General features: G+C 37.9%; 18 protein-coding genes. 10 read left to right on the top strand and 8 right to left on the bottom strand.

Annotation, left to right across the window (positions count from 1 at the left end):
* Positions 1–391 precede the first annotated feature (391 nt).
* The 3 genes from B0169_RS05580 to B0169_RS05570 form a co-directional block, all read right to left on the bottom strand.
* Entirely contained in the window at positions 392–1,513 is a 1,122-nt protein-coding gene (locus B0169_RS05580) for a hypothetical protein (RefSeq protein ID WP_077284985.1), read from the bottom strand.
* A 648-nt stretch (positions 1,514–2,161) separates the two neighbouring features.
* Positions 2,162–2,464, bottom strand: a complete 303-nt coding sequence (locus B0169_RS05575; RefSeq protein WP_077284984.1) for a DUF3301 domain-containing protein — start codon at positions 2,462–2,464, stop codon at positions 2,162–2,164.
* Positions 2,465–2,475: 11 nt separating this feature from the next.
* Complete coding sequence (locus tag B0169_RS05570) at positions 2,476–3,513, bottom strand: DUF3549 family protein (protein WP_077284983.1); 1,038 nt, start codon at positions 3,511–3,513, stop codon at positions 2,476–2,478.
* Positions 3,514–3,746: 233 nt separating this feature from the next.
* Here B0169_RS05570 and truC point away from each other — a divergent pair, with 233 nt between their 5' ends.
* A complete protein-coding gene (truC, locus tag B0169_RS05565) occupies positions 3,747–4,514 on the top strand; it encodes a tRNA pseudouridine(65) synthase TruC (RefSeq protein ID WP_235838482.1) in 768 nt (255 codons plus the stop codon).
* 43 nt (positions 4,515–4,557) lie between these two features.
* On the opposite strand, the gene B0169_RS05560 is transcribed toward truC, so the two are convergent.
* From B0169_RS05560 to B0169_RS05540, 5 genes are all read right to left on the bottom strand, one after another.
* Complete coding sequence (locus B0169_RS05560) at positions 4,558–4,884, bottom strand: hypothetical protein (protein WP_077284982.1); 327 nt, start codon at positions 4,882–4,884, stop codon at positions 4,558–4,560.
* 338 nt (positions 4,885–5,222) lie between these two features.
* Positions 5,223–6,053: a 2,3,4,5-tetrahydropyridine-2,6-dicarboxylate N-succinyltransferase gene (gene dapD, locus B0169_RS05555; RefSeq protein WP_077284981.1), complete on the bottom strand. Its 831-nt coding sequence runs from the start codon at positions 6,051–6,053 to the stop codon at positions 5,223–5,225.
* A 30-nt stretch (positions 6,054–6,083) separates the two neighbouring features.
* Complete coding sequence (gene glnD, locus B0169_RS05550; RefSeq protein WP_077284980.1) at positions 6,084–8,708, bottom strand: [protein-PII] uridylyltransferase; 2,625 nt, start codon at positions 8,706–8,708, stop codon at positions 6,084–6,086.
* 82 nt (positions 8,709–8,790) lie between these two features.
* Positions 8,791–9,579, bottom strand: a complete 789-nt coding sequence (gene map, locus B0169_RS05545; RefSeq protein ID WP_077284979.1) for a type I methionyl aminopeptidase — start codon at positions 9,577–9,579, stop codon at positions 8,791–8,793.
* Positions 9,580–9,849: 270 nt separating this feature from the next.
* On the bottom strand, positions 9,850–10,476 hold the full coding sequence (locus B0169_RS05540; protein ID WP_077284978.1) for a hypothetical protein: 627 nt from the start codon (positions 10,474–10,476) through the stop codon (positions 9,850–9,852).
* 349 nt (positions 10,477–10,825) lie between these two features.
* On the opposite strand from B0169_RS05540, the gene rpsB reads away from it, so the two are divergent.
* The 9 genes from rpsB (at position 10,826) to bamA (ending at position 21,221) form a co-directional block, all read left to right on the top strand.
* Entirely contained in the window at positions 10,826–11,554 is a 729-nt protein-coding gene (rpsB, locus tag B0169_RS05535) for a 30S ribosomal protein S2 (protein ID WP_077284977.1), read from the top strand.
* Positions 11,555–11,647: 93 nt separating this feature from the next.
* Positions 11,648–12,508, top strand: coding sequence for a translation elongation factor Ts (gene tsf / locus B0169_RS05530; RefSeq protein ID WP_077284976.1), 861 nt, complete (start codon positions 11,648–11,650; stop codon positions 12,506–12,508).
* Positions 12,509–12,993: 485 nt separating this feature from the next.
* Positions 12,994–13,734: a UMP kinase gene (gene pyrH, locus B0169_RS05525; protein ID WP_077284975.1), complete on the top strand. Its 741-nt coding sequence runs from the start codon at positions 12,994–12,996 to the stop codon at positions 13,732–13,734.
* Between the two features lie 19 nt (positions 13,735–13,753).
* The gene (gene frr, locus B0169_RS05520; RefSeq protein ID WP_077284974.1) at positions 13,754–14,311 is read left to right on the top strand and encodes a ribosome recycling factor; all 558 of its coding nucleotides are present in this window, start codon (positions 13,754–13,756) and stop codon (positions 14,309–14,311) included.
* A gap of 105 nt (positions 14,312–14,416) precedes the next feature.
* Positions 14,417–15,184 carry an isoprenyl transferase gene (locus B0169_RS05515; protein WP_077284973.1) on the top strand — a complete coding sequence of 256 codons (768 nt, stop codon included), beginning with the start codon at positions 14,417–14,419 and terminating at the stop codon, positions 15,182–15,184.
* A gap of 87 nt (positions 15,185–15,271) precedes the next feature.
* The gene (locus B0169_RS05510; protein ID WP_077284972.1) at positions 15,272–16,138 is read left to right on the top strand and encodes a phosphatidate cytidylyltransferase; all 867 of its coding nucleotides are present in this window, start codon (positions 15,272–15,274) and stop codon (positions 16,136–16,138) included.
* 5 nt (positions 16,139–16,143) lie between these two features.
* Positions 16,144–17,343: a 1-deoxy-D-xylulose-5-phosphate reductoisomerase gene (gene ispC, locus B0169_RS05505; RefSeq protein WP_077284971.1), complete on the top strand. Its 1,200-nt coding sequence runs from the start codon at positions 16,144–16,146 to the stop codon at positions 17,341–17,343.
* A gap of 20 nt (positions 17,344–17,363) precedes the next feature.
* Positions 17,364–18,719 carry a sigma E protease regulator RseP gene (gene rseP, locus B0169_RS05500; protein WP_077284970.1) on the top strand — a complete coding sequence of 452 codons (1,356 nt, stop codon included), beginning with the start codon at positions 17,364–17,366 and terminating at the stop codon, positions 18,717–18,719.
* 27 nt (positions 18,720–18,746) lie between these two features.
* Positions 18,747–21,221: an outer membrane protein assembly factor BamA gene (bamA, locus tag B0169_RS05495; protein WP_077284969.1), complete on the top strand. Its 2,475-nt coding sequence runs from the start codon at positions 18,747–18,749 to the stop codon at positions 21,219–21,221.
* Positions 21,222–21,342: the final 121 nt, after the last annotated feature.

Genomic DNA, 21,342 nt, shown 5'->3' with positions numbered 1-21,342 from the left:
ATATTACAAGGGTCAGGAAGACAAAGGGATTATCGATAACGGTAAGGATATACCAAAGGAAGCTTAGTATAGCGAAGAGATAGGATATCTCATAAGGATAGAGGGAGTAATTGTCACGGAATAGTCGTCAGGATGATGAGTACAGACAATTGATGTAGTTAGGACAACTACTGTTAAGGATAATTAGGATAGCAAATGATTTGCTAGAAAAAGCTAAGGAAGGCTCTTTATGGATGAAGCGAGATCATTATATATTGATGCTGGATGCATATAAGCTAGTTATAGAAATGCGGTTCATTGAACCGCATTTTTTTTGCGCTAAATTTACACTATCATTTTCGCCGAGCAACTTTTATTCTAAAACAACACGGCTAATTTTTCTGCTTTACCGCTAATATTCGATCAAATTCGCATAAAAATTTGACTTACCTAATGTCGCTTGACTGCCTTTGAGTGAGAAATTAAATCCACATAGCGAAAATTTATTTTTAAACGCTATATTCTGCAATAGGACTTTTGTGTCTAATGGTGAAAAGTAGGCATAATAATTACTGTCTATTACGCTGACACTATAGGGTCTGATAGCCTGTCCTTTATCAAAGGCTATATTTTCACAGCTTCTGTCGCCCATCGCACTGGCCAAGGTCCAGATTTCTTGATTATTATTAATGTCAGCTTGCCAGTTAATCACTATGCCATTATTAGCTGACATCATTATTGAAAAGTTATCAGGTAAAGTTATTGGGTGTTTGAAATCAACAGTTACTTCGTCGACTTCGGTTATTTTTTCAGGACTAACTTCAGTAACCTGGGGGCGATCTACTACTAAGGATATCAAGAATATCAGCAATAGCAAAAAGCCAATAGCAGCAAGCGCTATTCTTGAGTATTTATGGTTTAATAATGACAAGCGAATAGTCTCGCCAAGATCAAAATGATTTGGTTTGCTAGTTTTAGCTTGGTTAATATTGCTGGTGGTTGGCTGATCATATTTACTGTTTTCAACAGCTGCTGAGTATTTAGTTTCATTATGTGATGATTGATTAATATTAATACTGTGCATCGTTGGCTCTACACGTCTACTGGTGTGTGAGTTAACTTTTTTAATTTGCTGGAATTCACTTAAATCGACCGGACCTTGATAACCATATATATATTGCTCTTGACCGCTGCTTGGGTAAGTTAAAATGAAGCATGTCGGCAGTAAAGCGAGCAATAAAAACCAATAATTGACAGTATCATTAAAGAATAATGTTATTAAGCCGGCAATGATAAAGCTAGCGGTAGCAATAATACTCCATTTATTTTTTAATTTGGCATCATTGAGGCGGCGCTGAGTGGTGAACAGGTATATGGTTGCACAGAATAACAGCATAATCATTAGGCTTGATTTATGATTAGTTAAGCTGTCCGTTAAAAGAAAAAAGAGTACAAAGCAAGTAAGACTAATAATGATAAAACGTTTTCGATTATCAACACCATGCCAGCAAAATAATGACTTAATAAGTTGCACAAAACCTCCGGAAAATAGCTGAACGATAATAAATTTCGCTAGCCTAAAATTGTTAAAATAAGCACCTAATTTGAGTTACGCAAGGGTAACCAATTTTAGCGGCAAAGTCAGTCTCTATGGAAATTTGTTTATACTGCTATGGTTAAGGCTTAATTGCCAATAAGATACTATCCTTGTAAGACATATCTGTATTTCTTGTCAGTTTGTTCGATAGTTATTTTATCTTGCTATTGTTAATTCTCTTTATCATTATGATTTTAATAGATTATTATTTTTTTCTTCCTGTTACTTAAGTAAAAGGGAATAGTAAGCATAATAAAAGTTAATTTAACCCACCTGTATTTCGATGTTTATTCAATTACACTTAACTTTGTCAGGGAGACAACAAGTTAAGGAAAGCAAATAATTACATTGCTAGGAGCGTATTGTACTTATAGCTGAAATGGATTTTTCAAAATAAAAGGAAAGAGATTATTTAGACTGAGGTAAATAGGGATAGTGTGCGGGATGCACAGCTTGTTAATGAAGTTAACATACACGTAATGGAGTACTTACTAAGGAATGGTAAACCAAGGATAGTGTTAAATAGTCAAAAAGAAAAAGCGACATAATGTCGCTTTTTTTTTACCTGATTTACGTTAAGAAGTCTTAATTAACGCGATACGCAGGTGTATCGATATTATCTAATTTATATCCTCTCAACGTCATTGTACCGTGATAGGTTGATTCACCGTCACCACTAAACTCAAAATCAAAATTACTTAACCAATGTGGCCCAAGCTGCTTGGAAAATCTCAGTCGACTAGATAGTCTTGCGATAGCTAAAAATTGTAAATTTTCTTGTTTACAGTACTTATCAGCATGTGAACGAGCGTATTCTGCTACTTTTCGTAAATAGACAAAATACCAAAATAATAAGCCAATAAAGAGTAAGTAATAGACATTTTCCATGATTAAGTCTCTTATTTAAATAACATACCAATGGCTTGAGCCAAATCAGGGCTGCGCTTTGGTGAACGAATAGCTTGCAATAGTACGGGACGTATTGTCGGTATTGCAACTAAGTCTTTAAAAACGGCAGAAAATAATTCATTATCGTGATCCTGTATTAAATGTTCTAGATAGATAAATAAGGTATTTTCATTATTGAGTATTGGCCAGAGGCGACCGGCAATAATAATGAGAATTTCTTCATGTAGAACATTGCTTTTCATTAAGTCAGTTAGCAGCTCATGACAGAATTGATGATCAGTACTTGAGGCTAAAGCCCGCAGCAACGCAATAGAGATAGTCAATTCATTATTAGTCTCAGCTTTTTTAAAGCGTATTACTATTTGTTCGATAACGTTTGCAGGCAACAACACATTCTCTAATGCCGAGCATAATGGCAGCAGTACTTGCTCTGGTAAGAAAGCAATAGCATTAGCGAGTATGTTGTTATTGTTATTTTCACTTAACCTGAATCCGAAGTCAGATAAGCCCTGAACCCCAATGTTTTGCCAATTTTCCCAACCATCTTTACCAGACAAATATTGCTGAACTGGGGGATAAAATTTACTAGCAGGATATTTTAATGATGCTGACACCGTACTATTTATTGCTGCTAATTTATATTGGGTTGGGGTGAAGTGATAAGGATTTTTTTTCAATAATGCTTCTTGCTGCTCGGTAGGATTGACCGATAGGTCTTCGCCTAAGGCTTCAATTATTATGGCAATAAAGTGATTTCGAGCCCCTTGATTTAATAAGCCACGCTCATCAAGAGGTAGCTTTATAAACCATAAATATGGACTGGTTGATTGCTTTTGCCAAAATGCAATAGCGAGTAAAGCATGGCCTTGAGATGGGTATGGGTAAGGCAATTGAGCCTCTTCAATTTTTTCAAATTGCGCTTTTGATATTTTATCGACTTTACGGCCAATATCGTAAATACGGTATTGTGAGTCAGATAAGCTCAGTAGTGCTGAAATCGAAGAAATAGGGTCGGAAGTTGTACTCATAGAATAATACTATCGCTATTAAAGTGGAGATAAGTTGTTATAGCGCGCCATTATAGAGATAATGAGACTTTAACTCCACTATGTATTTTTGCTAAGTCATAGCTTATCTAGTTAATAAATTAGTCATTGTAGCGAATGGTATATCGCTATATTTTCAACATTATTGAAATAAACTAATTTAATCAGGCTGTAATCAGCTTAATGCCTTTGCATAATAGAGAATATAACTACACATGACCATTAAAAGTGCTGGAACGGTTATTGTTGATAAGCCGATATTAAAAATTTTATATCAAGATGAATTTATTGTCGCGGTTGATAAGCCTGCGGGTTTATTCGTTCATCGTAGCTTTATGGATAAAGATGAAGTTTATTTTGCCCTGCAGCTAGTACGTGATCAAATTGGTCAGTACGTATATCCGCTGCACCGCTTAGATAGACCAACTTCAGGTGTTTTACTCTTTGCGTTAACACAAGATGTTGCTCGCTTAATGGGGCAGGCGTTTACCGATCGAAATATTAAAAAGACATACTATGCCTTAACACGTGGACACCTGTTGAACGATGGTGTGGTTGATCACCCCTTAAAAGAAAAGCTCGATGATTTAGGTGATAAAAACGTTAGCCGGGATAAAGAAGCTCAAAGTGCGCAAACTCACTATCAGTCAATAATAACAGCTTCATTACCTGTCCCTCTAGGTAAATATTCAAGTGTGAGATATTCGTTGATTAAGTGTCAGCCTCATACAGGGCGTCGTCATCAAATACGTCGCCACCTTGCGCATTTACGTCATCCGATAATTGGCGATATAAACTACGGAGATAACAAGCAAAACCCGTTCTTTGGTGAGTATTTTGGTTTTAAGCGGTTAATGTTAATCGCGAAGTGTATAGACTTCATTCATCCTGTAACAGAGTTGGGGATCACGATAGAAGCTGAGTTCGATGAGCAATGGCAACAAGTTTTTTCTGTCTTACAATGGCAGCAAGACAGTTTTTAGATCACCTGGACTATGATATCCATATAAGTCATTTTTAAATTGATTAGTTTGGGCCACTAATTTGTACTGAGTTAAAGTCTTGTGCAATTAAATTGCTGTAACGATGCTGCGCTCTTGTTGTTTGCTTTTCATTTTTTTCGCCTTTTATCGTAACTGCATTAACAAAATAAAGGCTCTGATAATTTTCACGTTGCTCTGCAAAAGCTAACATCATTTGTTGATCTTGTGTCATTGGGCGATTAAGTAAACTCAGCATTAAATAATGATCTGAAACGAGGGGCTTTTTCTCAACAATAGTTTGCTGTGTTGAACTACATGCTGAAAGTAATGTGATAACTAAAGTAGCGCCGAGTGTTAATAAATTTTTCATAGTGTTGTGATAATTAAGATGACTTGTTATCACTATCGCAAAGGTTATGCCAATTATAATTTTGACAATGTAATATGAAACTATTAGCGAAGAGGTTTTATTTAATTAATTGAATTTAAAGTATAAAAATTAATTGGCATGTGTTGTTAAATCATTATAGATATATTGATTAATGCTATTTTACTAGGTATGGTGGGCTAAAAAGGAGGAGAATAGGAGCGCGGTGATTCAAGCGTCAAAAAAACCACGCTATAGATTTTTCTGAAGTTTGTTAACAATAAATAATGCACTGCTTTAGCGTGACGTCATTATCCATTGTTAACAACATAAGTGATTTTTTATTCTTCAGATACCGATCGAAGTAGGGCATTAATGCCCACTTTAGCACGTGTTTTAGCGTCAACTTTTTTCACAATTATTGCTGCATATAAACTGTAAGTACCACACTTTGAAGGTAAGTTACCAGGAACAACTACTGAGCCAGCAGGTACTCGTCCATAGAGGGTTTCGCCTGTTTCACGATCAAATATACGTGTGCTTTGACCAATATAAACGCCCATTGAAATTACCGCACCTTCTTCAACAACTACACCTTCAACAATTTCCGAACGTGCACCAATAAAGCAATTATCTTCTATAATCGTGGGTCCTGCTTGCAATGGCTCCAATACGCCACCAATACCTACACCACCAGATAGATGCACATTCTTACCTATTTGTGCACAAGAGCCGACTGTAGCCCAACCATCAACCATACACCCTTCATCGACATAGGCACCAATATTAACGAAACTTGGCATAACAACAACATTTTTACCAATGTAGCTACCCGTGCGAACAGATGCTCCCGGTACTACTCTAACGCCATCAGCAACAAAATCAGCATGGCTGTAATTACTGTACTTCATTGGTACTTTATCAAAAAACTTGCTTTCAGCGCCATCAATAACGTCGTTATCCCAAATTCGAAAAGAAAGTAATACGGCTTTTTTTAACCACTGGTGAACAACCCATTCTCCAGCAATTTTTTCTGCAACTCGTGCAGAGCCATCATTTAATGCAGCTAGCGCATCTAACACGGCTTGTTTAACTTCTGAAGATACACTTGCAGGTGTAATATTCATACGATCTTCAAAAGCTTGCTCAATAATTGTTTGTAATTCTGACATCAGGGAATTCCTAGTATTCATTGGGTAAATTTATCGATGACTATCAGCGCAAAGCATAGCTTCTAATGCGGCTTCCTGCTCTTTAGTTAGCGCTTGATTATCATTATTTGAAACAGTAAAAACATCTTCGGCTTTTTCGCCAAAAGTAGTGATTTTAGCTGAATGTATTTGGATTTGACATTTTTGAAATATAGCAGCAATGTTAGCTAATAAACCGGGATGATCCAAAGCGACTATTTCTAACATGGTACGATTTTTAGTGGTTCCTTCAATAAAGCTAACATGCGTTGGTACCTTAAACTGACGGAATCGTTTAGCGATTGGTTTCGGCTTTATCTTGATTTGCTTGGACGCTAACCTGACGCTTAATGAGCGGGCTATACTTAATGCTCTTGCACTATCATTTATGGCTTTATTGCGGTTATCAAGTACCACAAAAGTATTGGCAGTGTAGCCAGATTTATTGGTCGTAATTTTTGCATCATGGATTGAAAGCTTTTTCGCGCCCAACAAAGAGACAATATTGAAAAATATATTGGGCTTGTCTTTGGTATAAACAAAAACTTCGGTTCCACCACGATAAGGTTTTGGGCTGATGATAACCAATGGTTTGGCTTTATTGTGCGACAATATATGTTGAAAGTGCCAAGCAATTTGTTCAGGTGAATAACGTAAAAAATAATCAGCTTTAAACTCTTTCCAGAGTTGTGGTAATCGTTCTTGATCAACCATTTGTGTTTTTAAAATGGCAATAGCTTGCTGCTGGTTTTCTCTAATTTTTGCTCTTAAATCAACTGGCTTTTCTAGACCGCGTCTAAAAGCACGTTTAGTACCGTAATATAAGTCTTCAAGTAAGTTAGCTTTCCAGCTATTCCATAAGCTTTCATTTGTTGCGCGCATGTCGGCAACCGTTAAGCAATATAAATAGTCAAGATGTGCTTCATCACGCACTATTTCTGCAAAAGCTTTAATCACCTCTGGATCAGAAATGTCTCTTCGTTGTGCTGTAACTGACATTAATAAATGCTGCTCTACCAACCAAGAAATCATTCGTCCATCGTGATCCCCTAACTTATGAATTTTAGCAAAATCTAGGGCGTCTACAGCACCTAGCTTGGCATGATCACCACCACGACCTTTGGCAATATCGTGGAATATACCGGCGAAATATAAAAGTTCAGGTTTACGAACGCGTTGCACTATTTTACTGCACAAAGGATATTCATCATTGTATTTGGGTTGACTAAATCGATATAAGTTTTTCAGTAAACGGTAGCTGTGTTCATCAACAGAATAAGCATGAAATAAATCAAATTGCATTTGGCCGGCAATATTACGCCATTGTGGTAAATATGCACCGATAATGGAGTGACGGTGCATCAAGGTAAATGCTAAGCCTAAGCCTCTTGGATGCTTAATGAGTTTGATAAAAATTTCACGACAGCGTGCGTAATCAATCATGCCTGAAACTAAACGCCGGCGAGCATTACGCATTAAACGTAATGTTTCCGGGTGTAAGTCGGTTATTTCTTTGTGCTGAGCGATCAATAAAAACATTTCCATGATCTTGGTTGAGCGGGTAAAAACACGCCTGTTACATACCTTGATCTGACCATCAATAATGACAAAGTCCTCATTGAGAACAATTTCTTTACTGTGCTTTTTCTTGTTTAAAATAGCGTACTCAAAATGTTGCAATAACATCCTGTTGAGCTCAGAAACCCGAGATATAATGCGAAAAAATCGTTTCATCATCCGTTCAATAGCAAGCTTACCACCATCACCAAAGCCCATAAGTTCTGCAACATCGGCCTGATAATCAAAGAGCAATCTATTTTCATTGCGACCTGCGATAAAATGTAAGGCACAACGCATACGCCAAAGGTAATCTTGACATTCAATAAGTTCAAAAAACTCATTACTGGTTAAATAGTGATGATCAATAAGCTGCTCAAGGGTATCAGCCATAAAATGTCGTTTGGCGACCCAACCAATGGTTTGAATATCTCTTAGACCACCGGGGTTAGCTTTGAGATTAGGCTCTAGTGTGTATGATGCCCCATGGTATTGTTGGTGACGTTGATATTGCTCATCACGTTTAGCAAGAAAAAACTTTTCCGAGGTCCAAAATATGTCTTCAACTAATAGAGGTTGTAACTGAGTTACTAATGCTTGATTGCCACAAATTTGGCGCATTTCCATTAAGTTTGTCGCTATAGTGACATCATCAATTGCTTGATTTAAGCACTCTTTGATACTACGAACACTGTGGCCAATATCGAGTTTTACGTCCCATAATTGGGTAATAAAGGATGATATCTTTTCGGCTAAATCGTCTTCAACTATGTCTTGAGTCAGTAACAAAATATCGACATCAGAATAAGGATGAAGCTCTTTTCTTCCATATCCGCCAACAGCAGCTAAGCTAATCTGATACTCGTCCAAGTGGTGCTGGCACCATAGTTTAGTTAGAAGCAGATCAACATAGTAGGCTCGAGCAGCTACAAGAGAGGTAACTTCACTGATCGGAAACTCTGATTTTTGCCATTGCAAAAACTCATGACTTAACGTGCAAATTTGTGAGCTAGTTAACGAAGGAGCGCTAACAGCGAGAGCTTCACAGTAATGTTCTGGAATGGGGGGGGTAATATTCAACAGTAAGCTCTCACATCTTAATTAATTGTACAATTGACTTATAATTTCAAATATTCCTTTAGTTTGCTACTTAATTGATGATTTAGTTATGCAGCATTCTAGGTATCGTATCATCTTTGCGTAACGTTAATATTTCGCATCCTGTTTTAGTCACCACAACCGTATGTTCCCATTGCGCTGATTTTTTACCATCTAGGGTGTATACCGTCCAGTTATCTTCTTTGTCGAGTAAAGTGTTAGCACGGCCTAAGTTAATCATAGGCTCAACGGTAAAACACATACCCTCGACCATTTTATCTTTGTCATTATTCTTATAATGTACAATTTGTGGCTCTTCATGAAACTCTTTACCAATGCCATGACCACAATACTCTTTGACGATTGAATAGCGACCCGATTTTTTAATGAATTTTTGAATTGCAGTACCGATTTCACCAAAAGTGTTCCCCGGCTTAACTTTTTTAAGGCCAACATATAGCGCTTCTTGAGTGATACGGCAAAGGCGGTTATCTTCCGGTGACGTTTCACCAATGCAAAACATTTTGCTAGTGTCACCATGGTAGCCATCTTTAATCACAGTGATGTCAATATTAATAATATCACCGTCAACTAATGGCACATCATTTGGAATGCCATGACATACAACATGATTAACTGATGTACAAATTGATTTTGGAAAGCCGTGATAATTCAATGGTGCTGAAATAGCCCCTTGTACTTTTTCGGTATATTCTGCACATAATGTATTCAACTCGTCGGTTGTTACACCTGCTTTAACGTGAGGCTCGATCATTTCCAGCACATCTGCGGCAAGCTTTCCTGCAACTCTCATTTTTTCAATTTCTTGCTGATCTTTAATCGTAATTGTCATAAAACCTCAGTGTGACTTTATTTTAGTGGCGCTAGCATAGATAATTTACTACTTTTTTACATTAAGCAGCGGAGCTAACTGGTAAATATTTATTGTTGATGATTTTACATGGTTTTCTAACTTTTCCCAATCGTAAAACATCAGATAAAATAAATTAATTAGTTAAATTATTTAAGTTGGCTGCTAAAAGAGAAGTGGCAAGCGAGAAGGGGAGCAGACATTAGACGATGCGAATGTCTGCTATTTTGTCAATATATACGGGTAACGCTGTTATGCCATATTCTCTAGTTCAAGTGTTACGGCATCAATGATAGCGCTTGGGTTCTCTAAATACAGGTTGTGATTTAATAAAACTAAACGTTCATTGTAAGCTAACAACATAGCTGGAATGGCTTGTGTGCCAATAATTTCTTGAATTTCAGTAATATCATGAATAGCAAATTCGGCATCTTTAGTCAGTTTATTTGATTGTAAGCATTTTGCTGGCGGTGACAGTTTTAATTCATCAATAATGTCACTGACACTTTCTTTATCAGTTAATTCATTACCTAAAATAAAATGTGCATGTTGCAGCTTCGTCAGTAATTCGAAAGCTGATTTTGCTGACTTATTTTGTACCCATGCCATAAGATTGGCGACTAATGTTGAGTCTTTCGCGTAATTTAGCGTGTCAATATAGTTAGCGCCAAAGGGCACGTTACTGAATTCACCAACTGCGGTAATTGTTGTTGGTGATACTTTATTATCACCATCGTAATAGCTTATATGCATGGCTCTAAATGTTATTGCTGGGAAAGCACTTAATACTTTCTCAACAAGTACAGTTGAGGCGTAACTCCATGGGCAATGGCTATCGTAGATATAAAAAAGTTCTGCATTTTGCGTATTTAAGGACATGGTTCAATTAGCTTGATGAAAAATTGGCGTAATTTTAACGCGCTGTAATTAAAGATCCTAGCCTTTAGTAAAATAAAATCCTTTTAAGCATGATTTCTAGCTAAAAACTAGCCAGATGTTTACGTTTGTGGTATAAAGTGCGCCGTTAAATTGTTTGCCTGAATTTGTTATTAATTTTGCAAATATTTTTAGCCTTAAACGGTATTGATAAAATTCAATACATTAAAACTAAACTCACATACATCTAGCAAAGGTATACCGGGGTGCCCAGCGAATTTACCTTACGTAAAACGCACTAAGGGTCGTGTATATTGGATGTATGAACGCTTAACCCCACAAAGGAAAAAAAATGCCAAACGTTTCTATGCGCGATATGCTTAAAGCCGGTGTCCATTTCGGTCACAAAACTCGTTACTGGAACCCAAAAATGAAATCTTACATTTTTGGTGCTCGTGATAAAGTTCATATTATCAACCTTGAACAAACTGTACCTATGTTTAACGAAGCTCTTGCAGTATTAAGCAATGTTTCTTCGAAAAAAGGTAAAGTTTTATTTGTTGGTACTAAACGTGCAGCAAGCGATGCAATTAAAGATGCAGCAATTAAATGTGATCAATTCTACGTAAATCACCGTTGGTTAGGTGGTATGTTGACAAACTGGAAAACAGTTCGTCAATCAATCAAACGTTTAAAAGATCTTGAAGCTCAAACTTCAGACGGTACTTTTGAAGCGCTTACTAAAAAAGAAGCGTTAATGCGTACTCGTGAAATGGAAAAGCTTGAGAAAAGCCTTGGTGGTATCAAAAACATGGGTGGTTTACCTGATGTTTTATTCATCATTGATGCTGATCACGAACATATTTCAATCAAAGAAGCTAACAACTTAGGCATTCCAGTAATTTCTGTTGTTGATACTAACTCAAACCCAGATGGCGTTGACTACATCGTTCCAGGTAATGATGATGCGATTCGCGCTGTGACTTTATACTTAGACTCAGCTGCAAACGCTGTTCTTTCTGGTCGTGAGCAAAACATCGCAGTACAAGCTGAAAAAGACGGCTTTGTTGAAACTGAATAATTTCAGTTTTAAATAACGTTTTTACTGCTGTTGCCACAACAACAAAGGTTGTTGTGGCAAATACTGAACACAATTTTTATTGAGGAAAATTTCATGGCAATTACTGCTGCACAAGTAAAAGAATTACGTGAACGCACAGCTGCGGGCATGATGGATTGTAAAAAAGCTTTACAAGAAGCTGATGGCGATATGGAACTTGCGATTGAAAACATGCGTAAGTCTGGCCAAGCAAAAGCGGCTAAAAAAGCAGGCAACATTGCTGCTGAAGGCCAAATCATCATTAAAGACGGCACATTAGTTGAAGTTAACTGTCAAACTGATTTCGTAGCAAAAGATGACAACTTCTTAGCATTTGCTAACAAAGTTGTTGATGTTGCTGCCGCTGAAAAACTTTCTATTGAAGAGTTACAAGCAAAATTTGAAGAAGAGCGTGTTGCTTTAGTGACTAAAATTGGTGAAAACATCAATGTACGTCGTGTAGCTTATGTTGAAGGTACTACGTTAGCTTCATACAAACACGGTGCAACTATCGGTGTTGTTGTTGCTGGTGAAGGTGATGCAGAAGCACTTAAGCACATTGCTATGCACGTTGCTGCAAGTAAGCCAGAATTTATCAACCCTGAAGATGTTCCTGCTAGTGTTGTTGAAAACGAACAACGTATTCAGTTGGATATCTTAAAAGCTGAAAACGATGCGCTTGAAGAAAACAAGAAAAAGCCAGTTGATTTGCTAGAAAAAATCATCATCGGCCGTATGAAGAAATTTACCGGTGAAATTTCTTTAACAGGCCAAGCTTTTATCATGGAACCTAAGAAAACTGTTGGTGCTGTGTTAAAAGAGAAAGGTTTAACTATTTCTTCATTCGTTCGCTTAGAAGTTGGTGAAGGTATTGAGAAGAAAGAAGAAGATTTTGCTGCTGAAGTAGAAGCACAAATCGCTGCAGCTAAGGCTTAATTTACTTTAGTAAATTAGTCTTAGTCTATGACAGTACTTTCGTAAAAAGCGCCAATCGGCGCTTTTTTTATCGAGATTTGTCAATCAGATATTGAATTTAACTATCGATTAATAAGCTGAATATTAGCGCCTCTATATAACTTAATTATGGTTGCTGTTATTAGTCACAGAGTCGTTATTTTGCTTATTACTTAATAGGAAGTACAGTAATGTTGCTTGAAAATAAAAGCTAAGTACTCCTATCCATATGCTAACTTCCCTTATCTTAAAAGCTAGCCTTATGTTCCTTTCTTACTTGTGACGGGCGACAACAACAAACTCCGTGCAAATATTGTACTATTTATTTCGGTAAAAGTGATAAATAGCTTCTACACTAGACTTTTTTCATATTAGACTTTCGAACCGTGGCTAAACGTATTAAAATAGCTGAGGTCGATCAGGCCTAGACTATTTTAATTTAATAATTCTTAAGGAATGTTTATTACATGAGCGTCAATCCCAAACCAATGTATCGTCGAATCCTTTTAAAACTTAGTGGTGAAGCCCTGATGGGTGAAGAAGGTTTTGGCATAGATCCAAAAGTATTGGATCGTATGGCACAAGAAATTAAAGAATTAATCGAAATGGGCATTCAGGTCGGCTTAGTTATTGGCGGTGGTAACCTTTTTCGTGGTAAAGGTCTTGCTGAAGCTGGCATGAATCGTGTTGTCGGTGATCAAATGGGCATGTTAGCAACTGTGATGAATGGTTTGGCTATGCGTGACGCTTTACATCGTGCTTTTGTTAATACTCGCTTAATGTCGGCTATTGATCTTGCTGGTGTTTGTGATCGTTATAATTGGGCTGAAGCGATCAGCTTACTAAAATCTGGCCGTGTGGTTATTTTCAGTGCCGGCACAGGCAACCCGTTTTTTACCACAGACTCTGCTGCTTGTTTACGTGGCATTGAAATAGAAGCTGATGTTGTGTTAAAAGCAACTAAAGTTGATGGTATTTACTCAGAAGACCCGGTAGCAAACCCAGACGCTACTTTATATAGCCACTTGAGCTATCAAGAAGTGCTAGAGAAAGAATTACAAGTGATGGATTTAGCCGCTTTTACCTTAGCCCGCGATCATAGTATGACCTTACGTGTGTTTAATATGAATAAACCTGGCGCGTTAAAGTCTGTCATTATGGGCGGTGAAGAAGGTACAACAATCGATCACGCTGAAAATTTAAATTAATTAGTGCAGGAATAACATAGTGATAAACGAAATAAAACAAGACGCTCAAGAAAGAATGGCGAAAAGTATCGAGTCATTAAAAATTAGTTTGAACAAAATACGTACTGGCCGAGCGCATCGCTCGTTACTTGATAATATTGTCGTTGAATATTACGGTATGGATACTCCATTAAGTCAAGTAGGTAACATTTCTGTACCCGACGCTCGTACTTTAGCAATTACAGTATTTGATAAAGGCATGATTGGTGCGGTTGAAAAAGCTATTTTAAAATCTGATCTTGGACTTAACCCTTCATCTCAAGGTACGTTAATTCGCATTCCTTTACCTGCGTTAACAGAAGAACGTCGTAAAGATTTAGTCAAAGTTGTTCGTGGTGAAGCTGAAGGTGGTAAAGTCGCTATTCGCAATATTCGTCGCGATGCCAACTCAGATATCAAATCGTTGAATAAAGAAAAAGATATCAGCGATGATGAAATGCATCAAGCTGAAGATGAAGTACAAAAAATTACGGACACATTTATTAAACAAGTTGATGATGTTTTATCCGTTAAAGAAAAGGAATTAATGGAAATTTAAAATTTTCATTGCTTAATCCATGACGCCGTAGATAATGACTACGGCGTTTTTGCATATGCCAGTAAAATATTTAACATGTAGGATTAAGCTTACGATGGAGAACATGTGAGTAATACAGAAAATCAATTTAAGCAAACGCTAACGGTTGAGGTAAAAACACCTCAACATGTTGCCATTATTATGGACGGTAATGGTCGTTGGGCACAGCTTCGGGGAAAGAAGCGGGTAGCAGGGCATAAATCTGGCGTTGAGTCAGTAAGATCTACTGTAGCTACAGCGGCAAAGCATGGTGTTAAAGCCTTGACTTTATTTGCCTTTAGCAGTGAGAATTGGCAACGTCCAGAAACCGAAGTTAGTGTGCTAATGGATTTATTTATGTTTGTGTTAACCCGAGAGGTTAAACGCTTACATAAAAACAGCATTAAATTTCAAGTGATCGGTGATTTATCTAAGTTCTCCAGTAAATTACAGAAAATGATTAAAGAGTCTGAAGCACTAACCGCTGAAAATACGGGTATGGTGCTATCTATAGCGGCTAACTATGGTGGTCGTTGGGACATTACACATGCAGCAAAAGCGTTAGCGAAACAAGTCGAGCGCCAAGAAATAAACGCTGATGATATCACCGAGGCATCATTGCATGAACAGACCAGTTTAGCTGAACTTCCAGAGTTAGATTTATTAATTAGAACCGGTGGTGATTATCGTATTAGTAACTTTTTGCTCTGGCAAGCAGCTTACGCTGAATTGTACTTTACTGAAGTACTTTGGCCAGATTTCAACGAAGCAGAGTTTACTAAAGCAATGACATTGTTTGATCAACGTGAACGACGTTTTGGTCAAACCAGTGAACAAGTAACTAATAAAAACTAAAAATTACTTAGGGACTTTTTAACTTTCAGAGTGTGGTAAAAACTCAAATGAAAGCTTAAAGCCCGTGCATAAATTAAGGAATATCGTTTGTTAAAACAACGTATCATTACGGCATTAATCCTCGCACCCGCTGCGATTTTAGCGATCTTTTATCTATCTCTCATTAACTTTGCAGCAGTTATGCTGGTCGTTATGGCTATCGGTGCTTGGGAGTGGGGGCCGCTCATGGGCTTTGCTAGCAAAGCTCGTCGTTTAGTTTTTGTTGGCATAACCAGTATATTAATTGCAACTATCTGGTTTTTAATACCTATTGAGCAGTTATGGCATGCACCTAAAGTTTTGTTAGAGCAAGTCAATATTATCTTATGGTTAGCCGTTGCCTGGTGGTTATTATCTGCCGGTTTAACCTTTTTATATCCGCGTTGTAGTACCTTTTGGTCAAGCCATCGTTCGGTGCGTGGACTCTTTGGTTGGTTAACTCTGATCCCTACCTGGCTTGCCTTTATGGTGCTTAGAAGCAGTGATTACCAAGTAGATGCTTACCATGGTGCACAATTATTAATGTTTCTATTCTTGATGGTTTGGAGCGCGGATGTTGGCGCATACTTTGTTGGTAAGTCTATTGGTAAGCGCAAGCTACTGCCTAATGTAAGCCCTGGAAAAACCTTGGAAGGCTTTTTGGGTGGCGTTGTGTTTGCCTGTATCACCGTAGCAATTGCCGGCTATTTTATTGATTGGTCTAGTGCGCAGTATTTTATTGTTATACCTGTGACGGTTCTTATTACGACTATTTCAGTACTTGGCGATTTAAATGAAAGCATGTTTAAGCGTCAAGCGGGTGTCAAAGACAGTGGCTCTATTTTACCGGGTCACGGCGGTGTACTTGACCGTATTGACAGTTTAACTGCAACTGCGCCGATATATGCACTATGTTACGCATATTTGGGTTGGTAAAATAAATGCAAAAATTGTGTATTTTAGGTTCTACAGGCTCGATTGGTAAAAGTACCTTAGATGTTGTTCGCTTACATCCGACAAAGTTTAATGTTGTTAGCCTGTCGGCACATGCGAGCGTTGATATTATGGTAGCGCAATGTCTTGAGTTTCAGCCCAACAAAGTAGTGATGGTTTCAGAAGAGCATGCCGAATTATTAAAAAGTAAGCTTAACGAGGTCGACTTAGCTCATATTGAAGTGCTATCTGGCGCCTGTGCGCTAGCAACTATTGCACAAGAGCCAACAACTGATACGGTTATGGCCGCTATCGTTGGGGCATCAGGATTACTGCCGACATTAGCTGCGGTTGAAGCCGGTAAAAAAGTATTACTTGCGAATAAAGAAGCGCTTGTTACCTCAGGTGCAATTTTTATTGAAGCTGTGAAACGCTCAGGTGCGCAATTATTACCTATTGATAGTGAGCATAACGCAATATTTCAGTGCTTACCGTTAAACGCACAGCAGCAGCCAGGTTACTGTGACTTACCTAATGAAGGTGTGAGTAAAGTGCTGCTTACTGGCTCAGGCGGTCCTTTTAGAACTTGGCAGCAAACTGACCTTGATAGCGTTACTCCAGATCAAGCTTGTGCTCATCCCAATTGGGATATGGGGCGAAAGATATCTGTTGATTCAGCCACTATGATGAATAAAGGTTTAGAATTCATCGAAGCTAAGTGGTTATTTAACCTTGAACCTGATGATATTCAAGTTGTTCTGCATCCACAAAGCACCATTCACTCTATGGTGCAGTATAAAGATGGCTCTGTTATTGCCCAAATGGGGAATCCGGATATGCGAACACCTATAGCACATGCATTGAGCTTTCCTGAGCGGATTGATTCTGGTGTTGCTGCATTTGATTTCTTTACCGCAAAATCTTTTGAATTTGAAGATGTCGACTTTGCTAAATATCCGAATTTGAAACTCGCTATTGATGCCTGCAAAAATGGCCAAGGCGCATGTACAGCTTTAAACGCTGCCAATGAAATTGCGGTTGATGCTTTTTTGAGCGAAAAAATTAAATTCACCGATATCGTGAAAATAAATGAAACTTCCGTGAATAAATTTGTCTCAGAAAAGGTAACTTCAATAGAAGATGTTATTGCACTAGACAAAAGTGTTCGAGTGTTTGCGCGATCTTTAGTCGCTGAATCAGAACATTAAAGCCATTATAGAGTAGTAGAATGATAGATTTTTTATGGAACCTAGTATCTTTTGTTGTTGCATTGGGTATTTTGATCACTGTTCATGAGTACGGTCACTTTTGGGTTGCACGTAAAAATGGTGTGCAAGTGCAGCGGTTCTCTATCGGCTTTGGTAAGGCTATCTGGCGCAAGATTGATCGTCATGGCACTGAGTTTGTTATCGCACTGATACCACTTGGTGGTTATGTAAAAATGCTGGACAGCCGTGTTGACGATGTCACAGCGGCACAAATACCTCTAACATTTGACAATAAGTCGGTTTATCAACGTATTGCTATTATTGCTGCAGGACCTTTTGCTAATTTTGCTTTTGCAATTGTGGCATTTTATCTGATGTTCTTAATCGGTGTTCCTAGTGTAAAACCTATTATTGGTGATGTTGTTGTTGACTCTATTGCCGCCAAAGCCCAATTACCCAAAAGTAGTGAAATTATTGCTATTTCTGGAGAAAAAACAGCGGATTGGCAAGATGTTAACTTAGCATTGGTTAGTGCAATAGGTGATAGTGATATTGTTTTAACTATAAAGGCAAAAAGCCGAACGGTGCCGCAAGATATTCGCTTAGACACCGCAAGCTGGGACTTCTCTCCTGAGAAGGAATCAGCGATTACCAGTTTAGGTTTAGTGCCATACCGTGCTAATGTTTACGCAAAACTGGCCGTGGTAGCCGAAGGTAGCCCTGCAGAGAAAGCTGGTTTAAAAGTTAATGATGAATTACTTTCTATTGCAGATAAGAATATTGACGGTCAATGGCAAGTTTTTTCAGATCTGATTAAACAATATCCAGCAGAAACTGTCGTTGTAACGGTATTGCGAGAAGGTAAGAGTATCGAGCTCAGCGTTAAGCCTGAAGCAAAAGAATTTCAAGGTAAAGTTATTGGTTATTTAGGTGTAAGACCAATCTCAGACCCTTATCCAGAAGCATATTTATTTGAACATGTTTATGGTCCTATTGCAGCGCTTGAAGAAAGTGCTAGTAAAACTTGGAACCTAGTGGTATTGAGTTTCGATATGATAGGTAAGTTAATTACCGGTGATGTATCAGTAAAAAACTTGAGTGGTCCTATATCAATTGCGCAAGGCGCGGGTAACAGTGCAGATTATGGTTTTGTTTACTTTTTAGGCTTCTTGGCGCTAATTAGTATTAATCTTGGCATAATAAACCTTTTACCATTGCCGGTTTTAGATGGAGGGCACTTATTTTATTATTTTGTAGAGCTTTTAACAGGGAAACCTGTACCGGAAAAAATACAAGAAATAGGTTTTAAATTTGGTACTATAGCGCTACTAAGCTTAATGAGTATCGCCATATTTAACGATTTATCGCGATTATAACTAAAAGAAGTATAAAGTTAATATTTTATGATTATTAAAAAACTTGCCCTGGCGGTATTATTAGGTAGTTTGGGAACATCAGTGCAAGCAGCTGACGATTTTCAAGTAGACAATATTCAAGTTAAAGGTTTACAGCGTGTAGCTCTAGGAGCTGCATTAACGCATATTCCATTTAATGTTGGTGATAACTTAAACGACTTTCGTGTTTCACAATCAATCAAAGCGCTTTATAAGTCAGGTCACTTTAGTGATGTTGTGGTGTCAAGAGATGGCAACACCATTATTTACCGCGTTCAAGAAAGATCGACAATTAGCGCAATAACCTTTGATGGGAATAAAGACTTAAAAGACGAACAATTAACTGAAAGCCTTGACGGTAGCGATATTCGTGTTGGTGAAACACTTGATATGACCGTTATCTCAGGCATAGAAGTTGGCTTGGAAAACTTCTATCACAGTGTTGGTAAGTATAATGCAGATGTTAAAGCCAAAGTTACGCATTTACCGCGTAACCGCGTTAATATTGACTTTGCTTTTGAAGAAGGCGATGCTGCAGCCATTGAGCAAATCAACATTGTCGGTAACGAAAAGTTTTCAGATGCTGAGCTATTAGAACGTATAGAGCTTACTTACGACTCGCCTTGGTGGGATTTTATGGCGCAAGATCGCTATCAAAAGCAAACCTTGCAAGGTGATATGGAAACCATCAAAAGTTACTACCTTGATCGAGGTTACTTACAATATAAAGTTGACTCGACTCAAGTGTCGATGACACCAGATAAAAAAGCCGTTTATATTTCACTAAATGTTACTGAAGGCGATATTTATACCGTAAGTGGTGTTGACTTTATTGGTGATATGGCCGGTTTTGAAGATACTATTCGTGCGATTACCCCCATTAGAGCTGAAGAGCTTTACAATGGTGCGCTTGTTACTTATTCAGAAGAACTGATCAGTAAATTTTTAGGTCGTTATGGTTATGCTTACCCTAAAGTAGTGACTATTCCTGAAATTGACGAAGACAACAAAACCGTTAAACTTGTACTCTCAGTCGACCCTGGTAAACGGGTTTATGTTAATCGTATCAACTTCAAGGGTAACCACGTTACTGCTGAACACGTGTTGCGCCGAGAAATGCGACAAATGGAAGGTGCCTGGTTATCAAATGATTTAGTTGAAGGCTCTAAGGCTTGGCTACAACGTTTACCTTATATGGAAACGGTTGAGTTTGAAACCAATCAGTTGCCTGGTGAAGATGACCTAGTAAACATTGACTTTGAAGTGAAAGAGCAGCCGTCAGGCTCATTTACAGCTGGTATTGGTTATGGCTCTACAACACAGTTAAGCTTAAACGCAGGTATTCAACAAAATAACTTTTTGGGTACAGGTAACCGTTTAGGTTTTAGTATCAATACTTCTAGCTACTCAAAAAGTGCAAATGTTTCTTATACCGATCCTTATTTTACTGTTGATGGTGTCTCACTTGGTGGTAATATTTTCTATCAAGAGTTTGACGCAGGTAACGCTAACTTAGTTGAATACAACAATAAAACCTATGGCGTAGGTATGACACTTGGTTTTCCTATTAATGAGTACGTGCGCTTGACCTTTGGCTTAGGTTATAAAAATAACGGCATTACACGCTTAGAAACCTATGAACAAATTCAGAAGTTTTATGAATTATATTCAGACCCGGATGATCCAGATGGTGGTTTGAATTTTGAAAACTTTGATATGAATATTTCATTATCACGCTCAACACTGAATCGCGGAACATTCCCTAGTGATGGTTCACAGCAATCTTTGTCATATAAAATGACTACACCAAATTCAGATGTAAATTATTTTAAAATTAATTTAGATACGAAATGGTATTTTCCGATAACACGTGATCAAAGTTGGACTGTTTTAGCGAAATTCCAATTAGGTTATGGTAATGGTTATGGCTCTATAGAAGGCAATGATCAAATTTTACCGTTTTGGGAAAACTTTAGAGCAGGTGGTTCAGGCACCTTACGTGGTTTCGAATCTAATACTGTTGGACCGAGAGCAATATATCGCAGACCTACAACTATTTCAGGTACGCCTGATTCAGTAGATTCAGATTCTGGCTGTTGTTTAGGCACAGACCATGACTTTATTCAGACTTCTAAGCGTTCAGTAGGGGGCAATGCCATCGCCTTAGCTGGACTTGAACTGATTGTTCCAACGCCATTTTTAGATGAAGGCTATAGCAATAGTGTTCGCACGAGCTTCTTCATTGATGCTGGTAATGTTTGGGATACAGAGTTCAGCCTAGATGATTATGATACGTTAGCCGATATCGAGTTAGCAAAACTGGCTGACTATTCTGATGTTGGACGCTTTAGAGCGTCTGCCGGATTATCTCTACAGTGGTTATCGCCCATGGGACCTATGGTCTTTAGTTTTGCGAAAACACTGAAAGAAGAAGAAGGTGATGACACTGAGTTCTTCAGCTTTAACATTGGTCAAACTTTCTAATCTAAGCAAATAGAGCGCTAGAATAACTATTATTCTGCGCTCTTTAGACAAATAGGCTTGAACGAAATTACTTGAGACGGTATAACTACCGCATAATAAATAAAGATAAAAAATATTGTAA

Origin of the sequence: Cognaticolwellia aestuarii (assembly GCF_002000025.1) — a bacterium.
Lineage (GTDB): Bacteria > Pseudomonadota > Gammaproteobacteria > Enterobacterales > Alteromonadaceae > Cognaticolwellia > Cognaticolwellia aestuarii.
Note: the sequence above shows the minus strand (reverse complement) of the source record. Positions and strands in the feature narration are given on the sequence as shown.

What these genes read in the sequence shown, in the direction of transcription:
- ispC (WP_077284971.1), top strand. Translation starts at nt 16,144, where the DNA reads ATGCAAAAATTGTGTATTTTAGGTTCTACAGGCTCGATTGGTAAAAGT.
- pyrH (WP_077284975.1), top strand. Translation starts at nt 12,994, where the DNA reads ATGAGCGTCAATCCCAAACCAATGTATCGTCGAATCCTTTTAAAACTT.
- truC (WP_235838482.1), top strand. Translation starts at nt 3,747, where the DNA reads ATGACCATTAAAAGTGCTGGAACGGTTATTGTTGATAAGCCGATATTA.
- B0169_RS05575 (WP_077284984.1), bottom strand. Translation starts at nt 2,464, where the DNA reads ATGGAAAATGTCTATTACTTACTCTTTATTGGCTTATTATTTTGGTAT.
- tsf (WP_077284976.1), top strand. Translation starts at nt 11,648, where the DNA reads ATGGCAATTACTGCTGCACAAGTAAAAGAATTACGTGAACGCACAGCT.
- map (WP_077284979.1), bottom strand. Translation starts at nt 9,579, where the DNA reads ATGACAATTACGATTAAAGATCAGCAAGAAATTGAAAAAATGAGAGTT.
- bamA (WP_077284969.1), top strand. Translation starts at nt 18,747, where the DNA reads ATGATTATTAAAAAACTTGCCCTGGCGGTATTATTAGGTAGTTTGGGA.
- B0169_RS05570 (WP_077284983.1), bottom strand. Translation starts at nt 3,513, where the DNA reads ATGAGTACAACTTCCGACCCTATTTCTTCGATTTCAGCACTACTGAGC.
- B0169_RS05540 (WP_077284978.1), bottom strand. Translation starts at nt 10,476, where the DNA reads ATGTCCTTAAATACGCAAAATGCAGAACTTTTTTATATCTACGATAGC.
- B0169_RS05560 (WP_077284982.1), bottom strand. Translation starts at nt 4,884, where the DNA reads ATGAAAAATTTATTAACACTCGGCGCTACTTTAGTTATCACATTACTT.
- dapD (WP_077284981.1), bottom strand. Translation starts at nt 6,053, where the DNA reads ATGTCAGAATTACAAACAATTATTGAGCAAGCTTTTGAAGATCGTATG.
- rseP (WP_077284970.1), top strand. Translation starts at nt 17,364, where the DNA reads ATGATAGATTTTTTATGGAACCTAGTATCTTTTGTTGTTGCATTGGGT.
- rpsB (WP_077284977.1), top strand. Translation starts at nt 10,826, where the DNA reads ATGCCAAACGTTTCTATGCGCGATATGCTTAAAGCCGGTGTCCATTTC.